This is a genomic window from Corynebacterium halotolerans, assembly GCF_050107895.1.
Taxonomy (GTDB): Bacteria; Actinomycetota; Actinomycetes; order Mycobacteriales; family Mycobacteriaceae; genus Corynebacterium; species Corynebacterium halotolerans_B.
Genome location: NZ_JBNILW010000007.1, coordinates 110,276 through 130,957, shown reverse-complemented (window position 1 = coordinate 130,957; position 20,682 = coordinate 110,276). Strand labels below are relative to the sequence as shown.

Annotated in this window: 17 protein-coding genes; 7 read left to right on the top strand and 10 right to left on the bottom strand. The window is 64.8% G+C overall.

Annotated elements, in window-relative coordinates; translation table 11 throughout:
* Positions 1 to 87 precede the first annotated feature (87 nt).
* Positions 88 to 1,434: an IS1096 element passenger TnpR family protein gene (locus ACQCVD_RS08710; protein WP_426823347.1), complete on the top strand. Its 1,347-nt coding sequence runs from the start codon at positions 88 to 90 to the stop codon at positions 1,432 to 1,434.
* Here ACQCVD_RS08710 and ACQCVD_RS08705 read toward each other — a convergent pair.
* Complete coding sequence (locus tag ACQCVD_RS08705) at positions 1,431 to 1,829, bottom strand: MerR family transcriptional regulator (protein WP_426823346.1); 399 nt, start codon at positions 1,827 to 1,829, stop codon at positions 1,431 to 1,433. The genes ACQCVD_RS08710 and ACQCVD_RS08705 overlap by 4 nt on opposite strands.
* 214 nt (positions 1,830 to 2,043) lie before the next feature.
* Here ACQCVD_RS08705 and ACQCVD_RS08700 point away from each other — a divergent pair, with 214 nt between their 5' ends.
* A complete protein-coding gene (locus tag ACQCVD_RS08700) occupies positions 2,044 to 3,594 on the top strand; it encodes a SulP family inorganic anion transporter (RefSeq protein ID WP_426823345.1) in 1,551 nt (516 codons plus the stop codon).
* Between the two features lie 353 nt (positions 3,595 to 3,947).
* On the opposite strand, the gene ACQCVD_RS08695 is transcribed toward ACQCVD_RS08700, so the two are convergent.
* The gene (locus ACQCVD_RS08695) at positions 3,948 to 4,463 is read right to left on the bottom strand and encodes a VanZ family protein (protein ID WP_426823344.1); all 516 of its coding nucleotides are present in this window, start codon (positions 4,461 to 4,463) and stop codon (positions 3,948 to 3,950) included.
* A 198-nt stretch (positions 4,464 to 4,661) separates the two neighbouring features.
* Here ACQCVD_RS08695 and ACQCVD_RS08690 point away from each other — a divergent pair, with 198 nt between their 5' ends.
* Together ACQCVD_RS08690 and ACQCVD_RS08685 are read left to right on the top strand one after the other, a co-directional pair.
* On the top strand, positions 4,662 to 5,606 hold the full coding sequence (locus tag ACQCVD_RS08690) for a hypothetical protein (RefSeq protein WP_426823343.1): 945 nt from the start codon (positions 4,662 to 4,664) through the stop codon (positions 5,604 to 5,606).
* Positions 5,607 to 5,729: 123 nt separating this feature from the next.
* Positions 5,730 to 6,614, top strand: a complete 885-nt coding sequence (locus tag ACQCVD_RS08685; protein ID WP_426823342.1) for a glucose 1-dehydrogenase — start codon at positions 5,730 to 5,732, stop codon at positions 6,612 to 6,614.
* 334 nt (positions 6,615 to 6,948) lie between these two features.
* On the opposite strand, the gene ACQCVD_RS08680 is transcribed toward ACQCVD_RS08685, so the two are convergent.
* The 6 genes from ACQCVD_RS08680 to ACQCVD_RS08655 form a co-directional block, all read right to left on the bottom strand.
* Entirely contained in the window at positions 6,949 to 7,287 is a 339-nt protein-coding gene (locus tag ACQCVD_RS08680; RefSeq protein WP_426823341.1) for a DUF202 domain-containing protein, read from the bottom strand.
* Positions 7,287 to 7,649: a YidH family protein gene (locus ACQCVD_RS08675; RefSeq protein ID WP_426823340.1), complete on the bottom strand. Its 363-nt coding sequence runs from the start codon at positions 7,647 to 7,649 to the stop codon at positions 7,287 to 7,289. Before ACQCVD_RS08675 ends, ACQCVD_RS08680 begins: the two co-directional genes overlap by 1 nt.
* A 53-nt stretch (positions 7,650 to 7,702) precedes the next feature.
* Complete coding sequence (locus ACQCVD_RS08670) at positions 7,703 to 9,226, bottom strand: tripartite tricarboxylate transporter permease (protein ID WP_426823339.1); 1,524 nt, start codon at positions 9,224 to 9,226, stop codon at positions 7,703 to 7,705.
* A gap of 30 nt (positions 9,227 to 9,256) precedes the next feature.
* Positions 9,257 to 9,766 (bottom strand): tripartite tricarboxylate transporter TctB family protein, encoded by a 510-nt coding sequence (locus tag ACQCVD_RS08665; RefSeq protein WP_426823338.1) that lies wholly within the window; start codon positions 9,764 to 9,766, stop codon positions 9,257 to 9,259.
* 65 nt (positions 9,767 to 9,831) lie between these two features.
* Positions 9,832 to 10,821, bottom strand: coding sequence for a Bug family tripartite tricarboxylate transporter substrate binding protein (locus ACQCVD_RS08660; protein ID WP_426823337.1), 990 nt, complete (start codon positions 10,819 to 10,821; stop codon positions 9,832 to 9,834).
* 22 nt (positions 10,822 to 10,843) lie between these two features.
* Positions 10,844 to 11,872 (bottom strand): MBL fold metallo-hydrolase, encoded by a 1,029-nt coding sequence (locus ACQCVD_RS08655; protein ID WP_426823336.1) that lies wholly within the window; start codon positions 11,870 to 11,872, stop codon positions 10,844 to 10,846.
* A 115-nt stretch (positions 11,873 to 11,987) separates the two neighbouring features.
* On the opposite strand from ACQCVD_RS08655, the gene ACQCVD_RS08650 reads away from it, so the two are divergent.
* Positions 11,988 to 12,911: a LysR family transcriptional regulator gene (locus ACQCVD_RS08650; RefSeq protein ID WP_426823335.1), complete on the top strand. Its 924-nt coding sequence runs from the start codon at positions 11,988 to 11,990 to the stop codon at positions 12,909 to 12,911.
* Between the two features lie 139 nt (positions 12,912 to 13,050).
* Here ACQCVD_RS08650 and leuS read toward each other — a convergent pair whose 3' ends face one another.
* Together leuS and ACQCVD_RS08640 are read right to left on the bottom strand one after the other, a co-directional pair.
* Positions 13,051 to 15,930 carry a leucine--tRNA ligase gene (gene leuS / locus ACQCVD_RS08645; protein ID WP_426823334.1) on the bottom strand — a complete coding sequence of 960 codons (2,880 nt, stop codon included), beginning with the start codon at positions 15,928 to 15,930 and terminating at the stop codon, positions 13,051 to 13,053.
* Between the two features lie 578 nt (positions 15,931 to 16,508).
* Positions 16,509 to 17,714 carry a PucR family transcriptional regulator gene (locus ACQCVD_RS08640; RefSeq protein WP_426823333.1) on the bottom strand — a complete coding sequence of 402 codons (1,206 nt, stop codon included), beginning with the start codon at positions 17,712 to 17,714 and terminating at the stop codon, positions 16,509 to 16,511.
* Positions 17,715 to 17,843: 129 nt separating this feature from the next.
* Between ACQCVD_RS08640 and ACQCVD_RS08635 the strand changes: the two genes are divergently transcribed.
* Together ACQCVD_RS08635 and ACQCVD_RS08630 are read left to right on the top strand one after the other, a co-directional pair.
* On the top strand, positions 17,844 to 19,199 hold the full coding sequence (locus ACQCVD_RS08635; protein ID WP_426823332.1) for a Glu/Leu/Phe/Val dehydrogenase family protein: 1,356 nt from the start codon (positions 17,844 to 17,846) through the stop codon (positions 19,197 to 19,199).
* Positions 19,196 to 20,668, top strand: a complete 1,473-nt coding sequence (locus ACQCVD_RS08630) for an amino acid permease (protein ID WP_426823331.1) — start codon at positions 19,196 to 19,198, stop codon at positions 20,666 to 20,668. The genes ACQCVD_RS08635 and ACQCVD_RS08630 overlap by 4 nt, the downstream gene beginning before the upstream one ends.
* Positions 20,669 to 20,682: the final 14 nt, after the last annotated feature.

The following is a 20,682-nucleotide window of genomic DNA, read 5'->3' as shown; positions in this document are numbered from 1 at the left end:
ATAAGTGTCGCGGACGACATCCCGGGACGCGGCCGTCCCCGGCGGACCTTTGCCCCCGGGGCCCGCCCCAGGCTCTATGCTGCACCCATGCCTAGCATCACTTTGGAGATGACCGTGCGGAATTCCGACCCGGCCATCCGCCGCACAGTTCTGATCGATCCCGCCGGTGGGATGGGTGCCATCCACGAGGTCATCTGCGCGGCTTTCGGTTTCAGTGGGCTGCAGGAGCACAGCTATTCCGCCGAACACCCGGGTTCGCCCCACCCGTTGGCCGTCCTGGCCACGTTGCTGAAGATCCCGGGTGGCCGCGCCACCTACCACTACGGCAACGCGGACGGGGACACCTGGGCGGTGGACATCGAGAACCTCGGTCATCCGCATTCGGAGATGCTCGTCCCCCAGCTGATCGACGCCCTCGGCCCCGACGTGGTCGAAGGGTGCGGCGGGGCAGAGGCGATGAGCGCGATGCGGCGGGCGGCAGTGCAGACCCAGGCCGAGCTGCCCGTGGACGCCGACGCTCTCGACCTGATCACCATCTTCCTGCCCGGCATGTCCCCGGACCGGGCGGCCCAACGGCTGGCCTACACCGACCCGGCCTCGATCGCCCACCGCGTGGCGTTTGCGACTCCGCCGAAGATGATGGAGGGAGCGGGAACCCCCGACCTCTTCCCCCCCGATGAACCGGACCCGTCCGACTACCCCGGAATGACCGCAGCGGATCCCGTCGGCTCCGACGAGGTGCCGGAACAGCTTCCGGAGGAGGACCGCCGCGGCTTCGACGCGGAGACCATGGCCGAGATCCACGACGCCCTCAGTCAGGTCACCGCCGACGCGGACCCGGGATCTGCTCCCACCCTGGACGAAGAGCAGTGGGAGGGACTGGACGACGCCGCGGCGGAGGCCGTGACCGACTCCATCCGCTGGTTCCTCGACTATGTCGGGGACGGGTTGCCGTTGACCCAGGCCGGCTACCTGAAACCGCGGGACGTGCAGGCCATCGCCGCCCAGATCGAGGCGGAGAAGTACTGGATCGGCAAATTCAACCGGGAGGTGGAGACCCTGCCCGTGATGAACCTGCGGGACGCGTTGACCCACCTGAAGCTGCTGCGCAAGTACCGGGGCAAGGTGCTGGTGACCAAACTCGGCCGGGAACTGCTCGCCCAGCCGCTGGAGCTGGCACGCTACATCATCGCCCGGCTGCCGTTGCTTTACGAGGTGACCGATCTGCCCGCGATGCTGGAGATCTTTCTGTTCTGGCACAACGGGGACGAGGATCGGCACCTGGGCAAACCCGAGGGCTACGCCGACAACTACCACCTGCTGCTCGTGATGAATGTCCTGGACCGCACCAGGCCCGTGCTGGCCCCGAAACAGCCGACGCCCGCCGGGAAGCGTTTTCTCTCCGAGGTCCTCGACAGCCGCATCGGACGCTAAGCCCGGTCTGGGGCACCGGCCCCCGGCAGGGTGCCGAGCAACCCGAGAAATTCCTCGGCGTACCCCACCTTTTTGCGCAGCTTGGCCAGCCGCGCACCGGTCTCCTCCCGCACCCAGGCAACGGTGGCCCGGGCGTCGGCAAGTTCCTCCGCGGCGGCGGACTCCGCTGCGCCGCCGAGCAGATCCGTGGCCCGCAGGAAGTCCCGCATCTCCTCGAGACTGAACTCCAGGGGTTTCATCCGGCGGATCAGCAGGAGCCGGTCCACGTCGGCGGGGGAGTAGAGGCGGAAGCCGCCCGGGGAACGGCCGGAGGGCACTACGAGTTCGAGCTCGTCATAGTGCCGGATGGTGCGGATCGACAGGCCGGTGCGCTCGGCCACCTCGCCGATCTTCATGCCCTCCACCTGATTGCCTCCTGACCGTGTGCCGGCTCTCTGCACGCCCGCGCGGGGTGTGACCGGCTTCGCATACGTTTCACCAGCTCAGCGTTTGCCTGAGCAAAACTCTACCGTTACGGTAGAGTTTCTGAATCTCATGCTGATCCTAGCAAGCGGCCCGGTCCCGGCCCGCTGCCCGGCAGCTCCCTCCCATCATTAGGAATCTTCATCCATGAGCAATGTCATCGTTCATGAGGTGGCCAAGAACCCGGATCCGGACGGCTCCGACGCCCCGACCGGTGTCCTGGCCTCCTTCCGTTACGCCTTCACCTCATTCGGGCGGTTCAAGACCGAGGTCCTCGCCGGGCTGGTCGTCGCCCTCGCCCTGATCCCGGAGGCCATCTCCTTCTCCATCCTGGCCGGGGTGGACCCCCGCGTCGGTCTGTTCGCCTCCGTGACCATGGCGGTGGCCATCGCCTTCACCGGTGGCCGCCCGGCCATGATCTCCGCAGCCACCGGAGCCATCGCCCTGGTGATCGCCCCGGTGGCCCAGAATTACGGACTCGACTACCTGATCGCCACGGTGCTGTTGGGCGGCGTCTTCCAGATCATCCTGGCGCTACTGGGCGTGGCGAAGTTGATGCGGTTTCTGCCGCGCTCGGTGATGACCGGCTTCGTCAACGCCCTGGCCGTCACCATCTTCCTGGCCCAGGTACCCCACATGGTCGACGTGCCGTGGCTGGTCTACCCGTTGATCGTCCTCGGCCTGGTCATCGTCTTCGGGCTGCCCCGGCTGACCACCATCGTGCCGGCACCGCTGATCGCCATCATCGTGATCACCGGTCTGGTGCTGCTCTTCGGCTGGCGGGTACCCAACGTCAGTGACCAGGGTGAACTTCCCACCTCCCTGCCCGGGTGGATCATCCCGGACGTCCCCTTCAACCTGGAGACCCTGCAGATCATCGCCCCCTACGCCCTGTCCATGGCGCTGGTGGGACTGATGGAGTCCCTGATGACCGCGAAACTCGTGGATGACATCACCGAGGTCCACTCCGACAAGACCCGCGAGTCCTGGGGACAGGGTGTGGCCAACGTGATCACCGGCTTCTTCGGCGGCATGGGTGGCTGTGCCATGATCGGCCAGACCATGATCAACGTCCAGGCCTCCCGCGCGCGTACCCGGCTGTCCACTCTGGTGGCGGGCGTATTCCTGCTCATCCTGGTGGTCTCCCTCGGAGACATCGTCGGCCTGATCCCCATGGCCGCCCTGGTGGCGATCATGCTCCTGGTGGTGGTGGGCACCTTCGACTGGCACTCCATCCACCCGCGCACCCTGCGGATGATGCCGCTGAGCGAGACGCTCGTCATGCTGGTCACCGTGGTGGGGACGCTGGCGACCAGCAACCTGGCCATCGGCGTGGTGCTGGGCGTGATCACCGCAATGATCATGTTCGCCCGGCGTGTGGCCCACATCGTCTCGATCGAGAAGGTCTCCGAGCTGGACGTGGACGGTGACGGCACCGCCGACGTGCGCACCTACCGGGTCCACGGCCAATTGTTCTGGGCCTCCAGCAATGACCTGGTCTACCGCTTCGACTACAACGACGACGCCGACCACATCGTCATCGACCTGACCCAGGCCGAGGTATGGGACGCCTCCACGGTGGCGACCCTGGATTCCATCACCCAGAAGTTCGCGGACCGGAATAAGACGGTGGAGATCATCGGCCTGGACGGGCCGAGTCAGCAGCGGTTGGAGCGGTTGAGCGGAAAGCTGGGGTAGGGCCGGGGGACCTCGGGGGCTGTGGGGATTGGGGGCTGCGGGGGTCGGCTCTCCACGGCTTTGTCGGGTAGGTAGCGGAAACCGAACGATTACCCCCTACAGCAGCCCACAAACCAGCAGTAGCCGCTACCTACCCGACACCCCTGAACCTGCCGGACAAGGCCGGGGGAGCCACAGGGGCTGTGGGGATTGGCGGCCACAGGGGCCGGCTCTCCACGGCTTTGTCGGGTAGGTAGCGGAAACCGAACAATTACCCCCTACAGCAGCCCACAAACCAGCAGTAGCCGCTACCTACCCGACACCCCTGAACCTGCCGACTGCTGACCCAGCTGACCACAACGACTGATACTGAGCTATCCCACCGTCATCGCGGTCAGGACCGCCAGACAACCGGCCACCGCGACGATGGTGAACACCCGGCGGCTGCGCGATCCGGTACGTGCGGCCCACCAGGCACCGAGGGCCGCTCCCACCGTGTTGAGCAGCAGATCATCGACATCCGAATAGCCGACGGCAAAGACGAATTGAGCGACCTCGATGCCCAAGCTGGCCGTGAAACCGATGAGGATTGCCCAGAGCACCGGATGCCGGCTGCTGCGCTGGAGCAGGTCCTGCACCAGCGCGCCGACGGGCAGGAAGAGCAGCACGTTGCCCACGCTGTTGACCCAGGGTCCGTACCAGACCGGCGCGTCGACGAAACCGTTGAACAGGACGAGATCCAATGAGCGCTGCTGATGGGCCGCGGGATTCCACAGATCGCCGATGACGAACTGACTCTTCATCAGAGTCAGCATCATCACCGTCACCCCGACGATGCCCAGGGCGAAGGCGACGAAGTTACGTTGCGTCTCTGTCTTCTGCATGACCATGCGACAGACCGTAGCGAGCTCACCTGTACGCGGCCTGGCAGGAAACCCAATTGTCAGCTGGCAACCTGTCCCAGAATCCGTTCCCGGCCCTTGAAGTACCACAACTGTATTAGAAAATCTGGGCGAGGGTCTGTCTGCGGTGTCCGGGTGGAATGCGAGGATCACCGGGAAACGTTCCCGACAACTAAAGAATGGCCGATGCCCATGTTCCGATTCCCCAACGACCTCGACTGGTTATGTGCTGCCGTGACCGCGGACCCGGATTCTTGGGATCCGGATTTCGTCGACACTGACCTGGACGTCCACGAGTACTTCAGTATCGGTTATGACTGGCCACCCGTATCCCGCCGGATATTGGATCTAATCCCCAATGTGAAGATCCTGGAGAACCGCGACCGGGAGTCGGCCGAATCCCATTCCGAAGTTCCGGTGGCCACCCTGGCTGAGGCATTGCGGCACTTCCGGGTACTGGACGTCTTCCACAACCCAGACACCCTGCTCGGTAGTCAAGCATTCTTCAGTGAGCGGACGAATTCCGCGCTGGAGCTCTACCACGCCGCCTGCCGGGAGAACCTGCCCCTGGAGGCTGACGCCGCCTTCCTATTCCCCTTGATCTACTCCAGCCGGGAAACAGGCGAATACGTCCTGGAGGGAAATATCTACAAACTCGGCAGCTGGCAACTCAGCCTGCCCTGGGCGGTGGTCGAGTCCGGTATCGTTCCGCCCGCCCTCAAGGTCTTCGGTCGCCAGCTCGAAAACGACGGCCTGGGTATCAGCGATTTCACACGCACCGCACGAGGGACGCTGGAACTCTTCATCCACGATTGCCCGACCTCGAACCCCTGGCTGTTACCGCAGACCCGCGAATTCTTAGCGGGCATCACCGGGAAGTGGGGCTGGTACACCGCGCTGGACGCCAAACGGACCGACCCGTACATCTTCTACGCCACCTGCGTGGAACACCAACGGGTGCATCCGGACGGCTATCGACTGCACCCGCTGCGGCTCACCCTCGATGAGCTGGACCGGTTGGGCCGGCTCCTCGAGCGCTTCGAAGAACAGGGGGAACGGCCCGACGAACTGGCCGAGGTCTTCGATAAGGCTCTCACCGAGGAAGAGGAATTTCCCTTCCTCCTGGACTAGCTGCCCCGAAACCGCCTGACCTGCCAATCCCGGATAAGGGCGACGGAGACAACCGGCTTTCACTACCCTCGGGTGACGCAGGCCGTCACACATCAAGCAGCAACTGCCAGGAAGGACCATAGAATGACTTCCCTGAACGACCCTCGCACCCTGTTCCCCAAGGTCAACCCGCCGAATCAGCTCCAGGAGCACCCAGGCCTGGACGTGGAAATGACCCCCACCGCCGACATCGGCCTGGAAACCTACAAAGGCAATGACCGCCTGAAGGGCCGCAAGGCCCTGATCACCGGCGGGGATTCCGGCATCGGTGCCGCCGTGGCCATCGCCTACGCCCGTGAGGGCGCCGATGTTGCCATCTCGTACCTCCCGGAGGAAGAACCCGACGCTGAGCGGGTGATCAAGGCGATCGAGGACGCCGGCCAGCAGGCCCTGGCTCTGCCCGGCGACCTGCAGGAACTCGCCCAGTGCGAGAAGATCGTCGAGGAGACCGTCAAGGCTTTCGGGGGCCTGGATATCCTGGTCAACAACGCCAGCCGACAGATCTGGTTCGAGAGTCTCGCGGAGCTGCCCGACGAGGAATTCGACGCCACCATGAAGTCGAACGTCTACTCCGCTTTCCGGGTGACCAAGGCGGCCCTACCGCACCTGGAACCCGGCTCGGCGATCATCTTCACCTCATCCGTCGAGTCCTATCAGCCCTCCCCGCCGGTGATGCACTACTCGATGACGAAGGCGGCGATGAACAACCTGAGCAAGGGCCTGGCCCAGGAGTTGACTCCCAAGGGGATCCGCGTCAACGCCGTGGCACCGGGTCCGATCTGGACCCCGCTGCAGCCCAGCCATGGTCAGCCGGAGGAGACACTGACCAATTTCGACGACATGGCTCCCCTCGGCCGTGCGGGGCAGCCCGTGGAGCTGGCCGGTGCCTACGTGTTCCTGGCCTCTGACGAGGCGTCCTACGTCATGGGCGAGACCCTCGCCGTCACCGGTGGGATGATCACGCCCTAGACAGGCATCGGATCGGCTCCGGCGTCATCTTCGCCGGGCCGGGAACAGAACGAAGCCCCGGCTGCGCAGCCGGGGCTCGGTCGCCATATCCCCTTCACCATAATCTGTCTGCCCGTGAGAAGTCCGGAGCTGGACCGGAAAGATAGAGAACTTGTAGCGCAGCACAAGTCATTTCGCTCCCGGATTAACTGTGGTGTCCGACAGAGGAGTCTGCCTGCCTGACTGAAGTTACGCGGGCTGGGAGTAGCTATGAGGGCCATGCCAGCGTTCTATCCCCGCCTCAGTCTCAACGCTCTTTCCCCAGATCTGCTTTCCCGGCTCTGCGGCACAGGGTTCACGGCGACACACCGAGGTAGACGAGAACCAGGCCGGCGATTCCCAACAGGACCAGGCCCAGCATCATGGCCAGCACCGTTCCGACACTGGCTTCTATTCTCCCCTCCGCCAGCCCCGATCCGGCACGGAGGTAGCGCCGGCGCTGGGTGAGGTAGATGGCCAGCGCCATCATGGACATTACGGCGACGAGCGCGTAGATCAGTGCCGGGAAATGATTGGCCCACCGCAGCAGCACCGCACCGGTCACCGCGAAGGACACGGTGGTCCGAGCCCAGCTCAATGAGGTGCGTTCCGGCTGCAGCCCCGGGTCATTGTGCAGACGGGCGACCAGCGTCATCAGAGCAGGCTCCATATCGCAATCGCGCAGGCGACGATCACCACTATGGCGATCAGGGGGACGATGGCGGGCACCGGCAGCGGGCCCCCGGTCCGCATGGCGCGTTCGACCCGGATCCACCGCACTGCCGCCCCCGTGGAGATCAGCAGGCCGATGACAATGATCGACACCGCCGTCGCGGACTGCGTCGCAGCCGAGGTATCGGGAAAGGGGAAGGCCGCCAGGGCGATACCGCCGGCCAGGAAAGCCAGGGAGGTCCGGGTCCAGGCCAGGAAGGTTCGTTCATTAGCCAGCGTGAACCGGGGGTCCGGCTCCACCCCTTCGGGCAGTAGGTTCCGCGCCAGAAAAGAACGCTTGTCCACTACCGCTTCGTGTGATTTCTGATCAGCCGGAGAAGAATCCATGGTGCCTTGCCCTAGACGTAGATCGACTCGGGATGCGCCTGTTCCCGCAGCTTGCGCTGGCGTGCCCGGACTTTACTGAGCAAGGTCTGGATCAGCACCGCCGTGACTATGAGGATCACGGCAAGGGAAAGGGGACGCTCCAGGAAGATCCCGAAATCACCGTCGGAGATGAGCAGGGAGCGGCGGAACTGGACCTCCAGGATGGGGCCCAGAATAAAGCCGAGAATGAATGGCCCGAGGTCGAAGGATGCCTTGCGCAACAGGTAGCCGACGATGCCGAAGACGATTGCCACGCCGACATCGAAGATGGAATTCCTCACACTGAACACACCGCAGATAGCGACGACGAGGATGATCGGTGCCATGAGGCTGCCCCGCAGGCGCAGTACTTGGACGAAGACCCGGATGAGTGGAAGGTTGAGGGCGAGCAGCAGGATGTTGCCGATGTACATGGAGGCGATGACTCCCCAGAAAACCTCCGGGTGATCATTGATCATGGTCGGACCAGGAGTGATGTTCTGCAGTAGGAGAGCACCGAAGATGAGGGCGAGAACCGGGTTTGGCGGGACGCCCAGCGTCAACAGCGGGATGAACGCCGAATTGGACGAAGCATTGTCCGCGGTCTCGGTGGCCGCCAGTCCCTCAATGGCGCCCTTGCCGAATTTCTCGGGGTGCTTCGAGATCTTGCGCTCCACGCCGTAGGCGAGAACAGAAGACACCGTTCCACCACCGCCGGGAATGACACCGGCGAAGAAGCCGAGAATCGAGGCGCGCAAGATCGCCATCCGGGAAAGCAGCCAGTCTGCTCTGGATGGGAGCATCCGGTCAAACTTCATCTTCTTCATGCCGGCGTGGAAGCCGTGCTCGGCGTTGTATAGGGTCTCGCCGATGCCGAACAATCCCACGGCCACCGCCACAATGTCGATGCCGGAGAGCAGGTCCAGTGAACCGAAGGTCAGCCGCTCAGTGCCACTTATCGGGTCGAGACCGATGGTGGCCACGAGGATACCCAGGCCACCGGTGATGAGAGCTTTCGCCTTCGAGCCCTGCCCGATGAACACGATCATGAGCAGGCCGATCAGAGCCAGGGCGAAGAGATCGGGGGCGCCGATGCCAGCGGCCAGGTTCGCCAAGGTGGGGGCGAGGAACGTCAGGCCGATGATGGCCACGGTGCCACCGATGAACGAGCCGATCGCGGTGAGACTGAGCGCTGATCCGGCCTTGCCCTGTTGTGCCAGTGGATAGCCGTCGAAGGTGGTGACCACCGCGGATGCATCGCCGGGCAGACGGAGCAGGATCGCCGGGATGCGGCCGCCGTACATGGACCCGTAGTAGATTCCGGCCAGCAGCATGATGGCGGTGGGGGCGTCGAGATTGAATGTCAGGGGCAGCAGGAGCGCAATAGCGGTCACCGGGCCCAGGCCGGGGATGAGACCGATGACGGTTCCCACCACCACGCCCAGGGTGACGTAAAACAGGTTGACCGGGCTGAAGGCTACTTCGAACCCAGCGCCGAGACTGGAAAGGATGTCCATGGCTTCTCTTCTTTCAGTGTCGGGGTGGGATCACAGACCCAGCCATAGTGGGAGGGGAGACAGTGCGACCTTGAAAACGAAACCGAACAGCAGGTAGGCCACAGTTGGAGTGACCAGACTGACTAGCGCGGAGGTGATCAACCCTTCGTGGCAGACCCACCGGGTGATGACGAACATCGTGACGAAGGTCGCCAGAATGAACCCGAGGAGCGGGTAGAGCGGAAGAAAGGCCAGCAGCGCAGCTGCCATGAGAGCGGGTCGAGCCATCGATGCAACCCGGTAAGATTCGGACGCGGACTTGTCCAACACCGCGAATGGAACTGCGGCCAGGATGACCACGGAGATCATCAGGGGCCACAGCCCCGGCCCCGGCTCCGAGAGGGTGCCGACCCCGATGCCGAACATCTGCGCTATGACGATGACCGTCATGAGCGCGATCGCGGCGCAGGTCAGCCACTCCGAGATCACCGGGGCACGTTTTCCGGTGTGAACTGCGACTTCCTCCGGTTCCGGTATCTCAGACTGTCCAGTTATCGTCATCACGGGTTCTACTTCCCTCATCACGGGGGCCCTGACGGGTTGTTCCCTGGTGTTATCCAGCTGGGTCATCGTTCCACCCCCAGTTTGTCGTAGGATTCTTCCGTGCGGTTTCGCTCCGCGGGTACGTAATCAGTCATCCACTCCGGCCCGGGGGAGTCGGGAAGATGGCTGCCGGTGGTCTCCAGGTAGTCCCGGAAGACCGGTTGCTTCACGGCCTCCGCGGCTAACTTCTCAATCTCCTCGGCGATCTCGTCCGGCACGTCGGCGGGACCCACCAGCGCCTGGGAGACCACGTAGTCCGCCTCCGGGAAGCCGGCTTCCGTGACGGTGGGGGCATCCTCGAGTCCTTCCGCCCGGACCGGTCCGGTCACGGCCAGCGCCTTCAGGTCACCTGACTGCACCCGCGGGCGGGCGCTGGTGATATCGATGACACCGAGGTCGGATTCGCCGTTGACCACCGACTGAACGGCGCTGGGGGAGCCGTCGAAGGGGATCGCCTGCGACTCGACGTCGAGAGAGTGCAGTACCTCTCCGGCAACCAGCTGGGTCATGTGCCCCTCACCGAAAGTGGTGTGGGTGAGGGGACCTTCCGCCTCGGCGAGATCCTCGATGGAGTCGTAGGGCGAGTCCGCCGGTGCCACCATGACCAAGGGCTGTTCCGTCAGCACAGCGAAGGAGCGGAAGTCCTCGTCACCGTAGCGCACGTCCTGTTGGAGTGGGGCGGAGGTAAACGCCGCGATCGGGGCGAGGAAGAGCCGGTGGCCGTCCGGGGCGTCGAGCATGGCCTCGGTTGCACCGATGATGCCGCCGGCGCCGGGCCGGTTGACCACGAGCATGGTCTCGCCACTGACCTCCTCAAAGGCCTGACCGAAGGAGCGAGCGGTGGTGTCGTTTGCGCCACCCGCCCCGTAGCCGACGAGCAACTGAACCCGTTTGCTCGGGTATTCACCGACGCTCTGGGCATTGGCCTGGCACCCGCTGAGCAATAGTCCGGCGAGCACGACGACGGCCATTACAGCCCGGGCACGCAGAATATGTTGTCTGGTGGTCTCCATTGGTTGCCTTCTCCTGTTCGGGCTAACGCACTCGTAGGGAATTCAGTGCGATGACATCGAGATCATCGGGAACGAGGACTTCTCCCGCGAAACTGGTTGCCGCCGCCTGGAACACGGCTCGCGGGCTGTTACCGGGAACGACATGGTGCAGGGCGAGTCGGCCGACGTCCGCACGGGCGGCAATCTCCCCGGCTTCAACAGGGCTGGTATGCGACTTCCGGTGGTGATCCGCGGAAGCGCGTTCCAGCTCAGTCCTCCCGGGATATACGGTGCTCACCCAGTCAAAGTCGATGGCTTCGTGCAGGAGCAGATCGGTCTTCTCCGCCAGGGTGACCAGATTGTCACTGGGGCGGGTATCGCCGGAGATGGTGACGCTGCCACCCTCAGTGTCAAAGCGGAACGCAAAGGCCGGAGCGATGGGCGGGTGAATGACCAAGGTGGCGGTGACCCGGACACGGTCATCCTCATGAATGACCCACGGATCCATCAGAGGGGAAGGATTGTCATTCGCATGGAAATTCGCTTCCGCAGGAATTGCGATGTTCTGCGGAACAAACACATCAAGCGGTGAAGGACGCAGGGCATCCAGGATGCGATCGTTGAGGTCGGTGGCGTGAGCGTGCATCAGGGACCGGAACAGACTGGATACTCCCGGAGTGGGATCCTCCCGGTAAATCGGCTCCACCGGTGATTGGGCCCGAGGAGATGTCTCCGGGAGTACCTCCCTGTCGCCGGGGCCGTAGATCGGGATGGAGGGCAGCTCGCCGACGAGGTCGAACATCCCGAAGAGGGCGACTGAATTGAGGTCGACGATGTGATCGGAGTGCAGGTGAGTCAGGAAGATTCCGCCCAGCCGGGAGACGTCCAGGCCGGCCCGCTTCAGCTGGGTGAAGGTGCCGTTGCCCGCGTCGACCAGGTACCACCGCTCACCAACCACGACGGCCGTGGCGATGCCATTGCGCGGAAGATCCTCCTGGTGAGGGCTGGTCCATACTTTCGGGCCTCCGCCAGTCCCCAGGGTGATCACTCGGGGTTCAGTTACTGTGCTCACGATGGCTTACCTCTCTGACAACTTTCTATGTGACACACAGCACCATAACGCAGAAATCAGCCTTGGCTAACAAAAGTAAACCTTGTTTAAGTGACTATCTTGTAAACTGCTGGTTATGAATGAAGTCACGCTCCGCCAGCTCGAATATCTCGTCGCTGTCGCTGATGTGGGATCGATCAGTAAAGGCGCTGCACAATGTCATGTGTCACCCGTCGCGGTAGGCCAGTCACTCGATGAATTGGAACGCTCCCTCGGGGCTGTCCTGACTCGCCGTCAACGTTCCAGAGGGGTCACACTCACCGACCTCGGGGAGGAGGTTGTCACCCACGCCCGGGAGATCCTCCAGTCGGTGGAACGTCTACCGCTTCTCATTGACGCCGCTGCGGAGCGAATGAAGCCCATCCTGCGGATCGGCACCTTTCCCACCCTGTCGGGATGGGCGGTGCCTCCGGTGATCGCCGATTTCTCCGAACACTACCCGGATGTCAGAATCGAACTGCTGGAATCAGATTTCAACGTCCTACACGACCGGTTGCGCCGCGGGACACTCGACATCATCATCGGTTTCCGCAATCACGTGCAGCCGGGCGTCCGGGTGGTCCCCATCGCCCCGGTGCAGTTCCGGGTTCTCGTGTCCGCAGACCACCCGCTCGCACACCGCAGGAGCATCGCACTCAATGAACTCGGCGATGAACGCCTCATCATCCGGTCACTGAACCCGGTTTCTGAACTCCTCCACGACCTGCTCCGGCGCCACGGCGTTGCCCACGCCGTTCACTGGCAGACCACAAGCACCGACGTGATCAAGAACCTGGTGGGGAGAAATCTCGCCGTCAGCCCCGTCGTCAGCCCTGGGCTCTCCTTCACTTCGGATGAAGGGAAACCACTGACAGCCGTCCCCCTGACCGGTGAACTCCCCGCACAAGGCGTCGTCGCCTGCATTCCTGAGCATCTGCCTGTTAGCCCGGCGCATCGGGCCGTCATCGACATCCTGAAGCGCCATTCAGTTCAGACCCTGCAACTCCCGGCGGACGATTAGGGGAAAACGCTGACCCGCGCAAGCCCCTCGGCCGAACGCCACGGGCAGCATCGATGGTCTCACCGACGACGCGGGCCGGCACAGAGCAGAATGCCTCCGCACCGGCCCTTGCCGTCGGCTATCGCGAAGACTACTGCGCCTACTTCACCACCAGGTTGACCATGCGGCCCGGGACCACGATCTGCTTGACCAGGTTCTTGCCCTCCAGGTGGGAGGCCACATTCGCATCGGCCACGGCGATGGCGACGATGTCGTCCTGTGCGGCGTCGGCCGGCACCATGATCCGGGAGCGGACCTTGCCGTTGATCTGGACCGGCAGCTCGATCTCGTCGTCGACCAGCCACTTCTCCTCGCAAGTGGGGAAGCTCTCGAAGGCCACGGTCTCCTCGTGGCCCAGTCGCTGCCACAGTTCCTCCGCGATGTGCGGGGCCACTGGTGCGGCCATGACCACCAACGGCTCGACCGCGGCGGCCGGTACCGGGCCCGGGTAGGTCTTGGTCAGGTAGTTGACGTACTCGATCAGCTTGGCCACCACGGTGTTCACGCGCAGGTGCTCGTAGTCCTCCCGCACGCCGGCGATGGTGCGGTGCAGCTGCTTATTGTCCTCGTCGGTCAGGTCACCGCCGGTGGCCAGCACCTTCCCGGTGTTCTCATCAATGATCAGGCGCCACAGGCGCTGCAGGAAACGCTGCGCACCCACGACGTCCTTGGTGGCCCAGGGCCGCGAGGTGTCCAGCGGCCCCATTGACATCTCGTAGACGCGCAAGGTGTCCGCACCGTAGTTTTCGGCGATGTCGTCCGGGGCCACGGCATTCTTGAGTGACTTGCCCATCTTGCCGTACTCCTGGTTGACCTCCTCGCCCTGATAGAAGAACTTGCCGTCGCGCTCCTCGACCTCTGCGGCCGGGACGTAGACGCCACGGGCATCGGTGTAGGCGTAGGCCTGGATGTAGCCCTGGTTGTACAGGCGACGGTAAGGCTCCTTCGAGGTCACATGACCGAGGTCAAAGAGCACCTTGTGCCAGAAGCGGGAGTACAGCAGGTGCAGCACGGCGTGCTCCACGCCGCCCACGTACAGGTCCACGCCGCCCGGGTCATGTACCCCGTGCTTCTCCGGGCGCGGCCCCGTCCAGTAGCGCTCGTTCTCCAGGTTGCAGAACTGCTCGCTGTTGGTCGGATCGATGTAACGCAGCTGGTACCAGGAGGAACCTGCCCACTGCGGCATCACATTGGTGTCGCGGTAGTAGGTCTGCTTGCCATCGCCCAGGTCCAGTTCCACCTCAACCCACTCACGGGCCTTAGCCAGCGGGGGAGAGGGCTCGGAGTCGGCGTCCTCCGGATCGAAGGACACGGGCTTGTAGTCCTCGACCTCAGGCAGCTCAATCGGCAGCATCTCCTCGGGCAGGGCGTGGGCCACGCCGTCGGTGTCGTAGACGATGGGGAAGGGTTCACCCCAGTAACGCTGGCGGGCGAACAGCCAGTCGCGCAGCTTGTACTGGATCTTCTCCCGGCCCAGTTCCTGAGCGACCAGCCAATCGATGGTGCGCTCGATGGCGGCGTCCTTGGCCAGGCCGTTGATGTCCAGGCCACGGTCGTTAGCGGAGTTCACCGCCTCACCGGACTCGGTGTAGGCCTCCTGGGCGATGTCCCCACCGGCCACGACCTCGATGATCGGCAGGCCGAAGACGGTGGCGAACTCGTAGTCACGGGTGTCGTGCGCCGGGACAGCCATGATGGCGCCGGTGCCGTAGCCGGTCAGGACGTAGTCGGCGATGAAGACGGGGATCTGGTCACCGTTGACCGGGTTGGTGGCGTACGCCCCCAGGAAGACGCCGGTCTTCTCCTTGTTCTCCTGGCGCTCCAGGTCCGATTTGGCGGCGATGGACGCGCGGTAGGCGTCGACGGCCTCGGCCGGGGTGGCCTTGCCGTTGGTCCAGCGGGAGTCGACGCCCTCGTAGGAGCCGGTGCCACCGGCCACCAGGGTGTCCACCAGCTCGTGCTCCGGCGCCAGCACCATGTAGGTGGCACCGAAAAGCGTGTCCGGACGGGTGGTGAACACGGTGATCGGATGGTCCTGGCAGGTGAAGTCCACCTCGGCACCGCGGGAACGGCCGATCCAGTTGCGCTGCATGGCCTTGACCTTGTCGGGCCAGTCCAGCAGTTCCAGGTCGTCGATCAGGCGGTCCGAGTAGGCGGTGATCCGCATCATCCACTGCGAGAGGTTCTTGCGGAAGACGGGGAAGTTGCCACGTTCGGAGCGGCCCTCGGCGGTGACCTCCTCGTTGGCCAGCACGGTGCCCAGTCCGGGGCACCAGTTCACGGTGGAGTTGGAGCGGTAGACCAGCCGGAAGGCATCGATGATCTCCTCGCGGGCCACCTTGTCCAGGGCCGCGAAAGCGGTGCCGTGCTTCTCCGCCAACTCAGTGGGGATGGAGACCTCGCCGGCCTCCAGCATCGGGTACAGCTCCGCGATTGGCCGCGCCTTCTGCTGGGCGACGTCGAACCAGGAGTTGAAGATCTGCAGGAAGATCCACTGCGTCCACTTGTAGAACTCCGGGTCCGTGGTGGCCACGGAGCGACGCTGGTCATGGCCGAGACCCAGCGCCCCGAGCTGGCGCTTCATGTTCTCGATGTTGGCCATCGTGGTGGTCCGCGGGTGGGTGCCGGTCTGGATCGCGTACTGCTCCGCGGGCAGGCCGAAGGAGTCATACCCCAGCGTGTGCAGGACGTTCTTGCCCAGCATGCGGTTGAAGCGGGCGAAGACGTCCGTGGCGATGTACCCCAGCGGGTGGCCGACGTGCAGACCGGCGCCGGAGGGGTAGGGGAACATGTCCTGGACGAAGAGCTTGTCCTCCGGCAGCTCGCCGCCGTCGACCGGGGCGAGATCGCCGACCGGGTTCGGCGCGTTGAAGGTGCCGTTCTCGGTCCAGTAGTTCTGCCAGGTGCGCTCGATGGAGTTGGCCAGCTCCGGGGTGTACCGGTGCTCCGGAGTAGAGGTGCCTTCGCTCGGATTCGTCATGGTTAGACAGTGTAGTAGGTGGGGGCGACATCACCGTGGTGGGATGCGGGCTGGGGGCTGCTTATCGACGCCGCGAAACCAGCGCTGCACCGGCTCCGCACCGCGGTAATTTCCTTGTGGATAGGTCTTGATAGATCGGCGATCTATCAAGATGTATAAAGCGGTTCCCTTTCATCATTGCCGGGAGCACAGTGCTGCCGGTGCGCTTGTCACAGATGGTCTGTGGTCCCGGCGGATAATCAGAAACTGCGCGAGGTGTTGCCTCCGAAGACCATCTGAAGACTCTGAACTCTGTCATTTCCGGAACCCCGCAAGAACCGTGAACTGCGGCGGTTGTCGGGACGGATCAATAGCGGAAACCGGAGCTTTGGCGTGGGAGGACATCTTCCGCGACTCCCAGGGTGCTTCCCAGCGTCAAACGCCAGAAAAAGCAATTAAGAGCAGCGGTTTATCGTTGAAGTTGGCCCCTCGGAAACCTTTTGGAGATTTTTCCTGGGTTCCCTGTCAGAGGAGTTCTTGTTGGCCAACAGCACAGTCACCCCTCCACGGCTCCTCGCTGACACCCAGCCGCCCATCACCTACCCCCGCAACCCCGCATGCAACCGCAGCGCCGCGTGTAGGGCCGTGGCCCGCCAGCCGTCGTCCAGGGCGGCGCCGCCGGTGATCTCCCGGACCCGCTCCAGGCGGTAGTGCAGGGTGGCCCGGTGGATGAACAGCTGCTCGCTGGTCAGTGTGGTGTTGCGGGCGTTGTCCAGATAACACAGGAGGGTGGACCAGTGGCTGCGGCCGCCCGCCAGGATCAGGCGGTGCGCGTCCTCGCTCAGCGCGGGCACCGTGGCGTCGGACAGTTCCCAGCCGTAAAGCAGGCGCCAGGCGCCGGCGTCCTCCCAGGCCAGCTGCCCGGAATGGTGGCCCGGCAGCACCGCCACGTCAGACATGAACCGGGCCCGGCGCAGGGCGGGACGCGCCAGGTCCGGGCCGGTGATGTGCGCGGAGCCCACCGCCGCCACCTCCGAGGCGGTGACGATCCCGGCGCGGCGGACCTCGTCGAGCACCCGGGCGGTGTCCGCCGCTGACCGGGCGCGTTCGAGCACCAGCAGGGCGTCGGCCTCGGTGGTGACCAGAAAGGGGCGGTGGCGGTGCAGTCGGCCCAGTTCCAGCTGGAGCCGGCGGGCGGGGTCGCTCTCCGTTGCGGCCGGGGCGTCGTCACCCGCGTTGCGGAGCCGGATCACGTGCAGGGTCAGCTGGCCGTCGCCCGGCAGATGCCCGCCCTCCTGCGCCCGGGCAAGCGTTCCTTCCGTGCCGGCGAGGATGTCCGCCGCGAGTGCGGCCAGCGCCGCCGCCTGGTCGCCGGCGGCGCTGTCACCGTCACGGAAGAGCTCAGCCAGGGGAGTGGTGAACTCTTCCACCTGCGCGATCTCCGCGTCGTTCAGCCGGGGCTCGTCGAAGAGCCAGAGGTAGGCCAGCAGGGTGCCGCGGGCGCGGACAGGGAAACACACCCGGGGCAGCATGCCGTAGTCGGGGTTGGCGGGCAGTCGGACCGGTCCCTCGGCCTCGCGGATGCCGTAGCTGAGCAGCCAGGGGACCGGTTCCGGGGGAGGGGAGCGGTGGATGATGGAGGCGATCCGGCGCTCATCGATCGCGCCGATCTGGGCACTGGCACACACCACCTCGAAGGACGGGGTGTCCACCTCCACGGAGCGGCCCAACTGGTGCGCCAGCTCATCAGCCATTTCCTGGATGCGGCTGAGGTTCTCCGCGGCACCACCCAGACTCTTCGACATATGTCGAAACTATCTTCAACGTCCGCCCAGTGACAAACCTGCACGTGATCCAGCACGATGAGAACTCGTAAGCATGACCGGGATCACACCAGATCCGGTCATCATCCCTCCCTACCCCAAGGAGAATTCGTGGACCGCAGCATCTTCACCCCGCTGGCGCAGGCCGGACTGACCACCCTGAAACTGCAGTACAACTGGCGCACCGATGAGCACACGCTGTTCGCTGCCCGCGAGTGGGACCGGGACCTGGACTTCTCCCGCTACACCCGGGACTTCCACGCCCACACCACCCTCACCGCGGAGCCGTTGAGCCTGGGCACCGCGCAGGTCCACGCCCTGTTCGCCGAGCACGGTCTGGACGGCTACCTCGCGGAGATCCTCGACCTGTTGCGTCAGGGCCGCCACGAGGGCATCGAGGTGTACTTCCACCAGGGCCGGAACATCCGCTTCATGTGCCACCAGCACAGCCGGAAGCTCGGTCTGCGCAATAAGCACCACGCCATCATGGCCGGCGGCACCCGGCGCCACGACCCGGCGACCCCGGAGCTGGACGTCATCATCGACGGTCTCAACCTCGGCCGCGCCATGAGCTTCAAGAACATCGCCGCCGGCCTGAGCTTCGGCGGCTGCAAGACCACCCTGCACATGACCGAGCCGGAGCTGGATGACCTGGAGACCCTGGGTTTCCTGGCCTTCGCCGTCGACCGCTGCCGGACCATGACCAGTCCGGACATGAGCCTGGACACGGCCGTGGCCGATGTGATGAACGAGCACTTCTCCAGCCAGTTCACCAACGGTCCCAGCTCGCCGATCGGTGAGTCCGGCACCCCGACCGCCCTGGGGTCCTTCCTCGCCCTCCGGGAGGCCGTGCGCTTCCGGGAGGGCAGCGGTGACCTGAGCGGCAGGTCCGCCGTGGTCATGGGCCTGGGTGCGGTCGGCTGGTATCTGGCCGGCCACCTCATCGACGCCGGTGCGGAGCTCACCGTCGCCGATATCAATCCCGCGCGTATCGACGCCCTGCGCGCCGCGCACCCGGGCGTGGTGATCGATGCGATCGGAGTGGACGAGGTACTGACCTTCGAGGCCGACATCCTCTGCCCGTCCGCGATCGGCGGGATCCTGACCGAGAAGTCCATCCCCACGCTGCGCTACGCCTACGTCTTCGGCCCGGCCAACAACCAGATCAAGGCCACCAACCAGGATGAGGAGCTGCGGCTGGCCCAACTGCTGGCGGACCGCGGCATCCTCTTCCAGACCGAATGGTGGCACAACACCGGTGGCGTCATGGGCGGTGCTGAGGAGTACCTCAACGGTGCCGGCTCCTCCCCGGAGAGCCTGCGGGAGCGCGTGACGGCCACCGTGCCGCGCAAGACCCGCGAGAACCTGGAACAGGCCCGCGAGCTGGGCATCACCCCCACCGCCAACGCGTACCGGCAGTGCACCGAGCTGCTGTTTCCCGCCCGTGAGGCCACGGTGCCGGCATGACCGATCAGCTGACCTCCACCCACGACCGAGCACCGGTGACCCCGACGACAGAGGCGCAGCCGGGTTCTTCGCAGGACACGGGCCTCAAACGCGGCCTGAAGTCCCGCCACCTGCAGCTGATCGCCCTGGGTTCGTCCATCGGCACCGGCCTGTTCCTGGGGTCCGGCGCCAGCATCCAGCTCGCCGGCCCGGCGGTGCTGCTGGCCTTCGCCGTGGCCGGTGCCATGATCTTCCTGATCATGCGGATGCTCGGCGAGATGGCCGTGGCCCACCCGGTCTCCGGCTCCTTCGCCTACTACGCCAGGAGGTTCATCGGCCCGGTCGCCGGTTTCATCACCGGTTGGAACTGGTGGTTCACCTGCATCGTCGTCGGTATGCTCGAGCTGACCGCTGCGGGGGTGTTCATGGACTTCTGGTTCCCCGGCCTGCCGCACTGGACCACCGCTCTGGTGGCCCTGGTGGTGATCACCGGCATCAACCTCATCCACGTCGGCGCCTTCGGCGAGGTGGAGTTCTGGATGTCCATGATCAAGGTCGTCGCCCTGGTGGCCATGATCGTGCTCGGCCTGTGCCTGGTCTTCGGCATCGGCCCGGAACCGGCGATCGGTTTCAGCAACCTCTGGGAGCACGGCGGTTTCGCCCCCACCGGCCTGGGCGGGTTCATGCTCTCCCTGGTCGCGGTGACCTTCACCTTCGGCGGCACCGTCTCCATCGGCACCGCGGCCGGCGAGGTGGAGAACCCCTCCCGCAACATCCCGAAGGCCATCAACAGCGTCATCTACCGCATCATCGTCTTCTACGTCGGTGGCGTGGGCATCATGCTGCTGCTCTGGCCCTGGAATGACATCGACGCCGATTCCAGCCCCTTCGTCCGGGTCCTGATGGGGCTGGGTATCGGTGGCGCCGCCGTCATCCTCAACGTGGTCGTGCTGTCCGCGGCACTGTCGGTGTTCAACAACATGACCTACTCCGGCGGCCGCATGCTGCGCGATCTGGCCTTGAACGGCCAGGCACCGCCCTTCTTCGCCCGCACCACCGCGCGCGGCCTGCCGCTGCGCGCCCTGCTGTTCAACTCCGGCCTGATGGGCGTGGCGGTGCTGCTGAACTTCTTCTTCGAGGGGCAGCTGCTCTTCGCCCTGATGGCCATCATCCTGGGAGCCGAGATCATCTCCTGGTCCGCCATCGCTCTGTCCCACCTGCGGTTCCGGCGGCAGCTGTACCGGTCCGGGGCGGTCCCCGCCTACCGGGCCCCCTTCTTCCCGCTCGCCAACTACGGGTGTCTGGCGTTCTTCGCCCTGCTCCTGGTCCTGATGGCCTTCCTGCCGGACTACCGGGTCGCGCTGTTCGCCCTGCCGTCCTGGGTCGCCGCCCTGGCGCTCATCTGGCTCGGCCAGCGTGCCCACCAGCGGCGGAACGCACGCCGGAACCTCCCACCAGATGAAAGTATGATTCCCACCCGTCGGGAGTAATGATCGGTGATAAT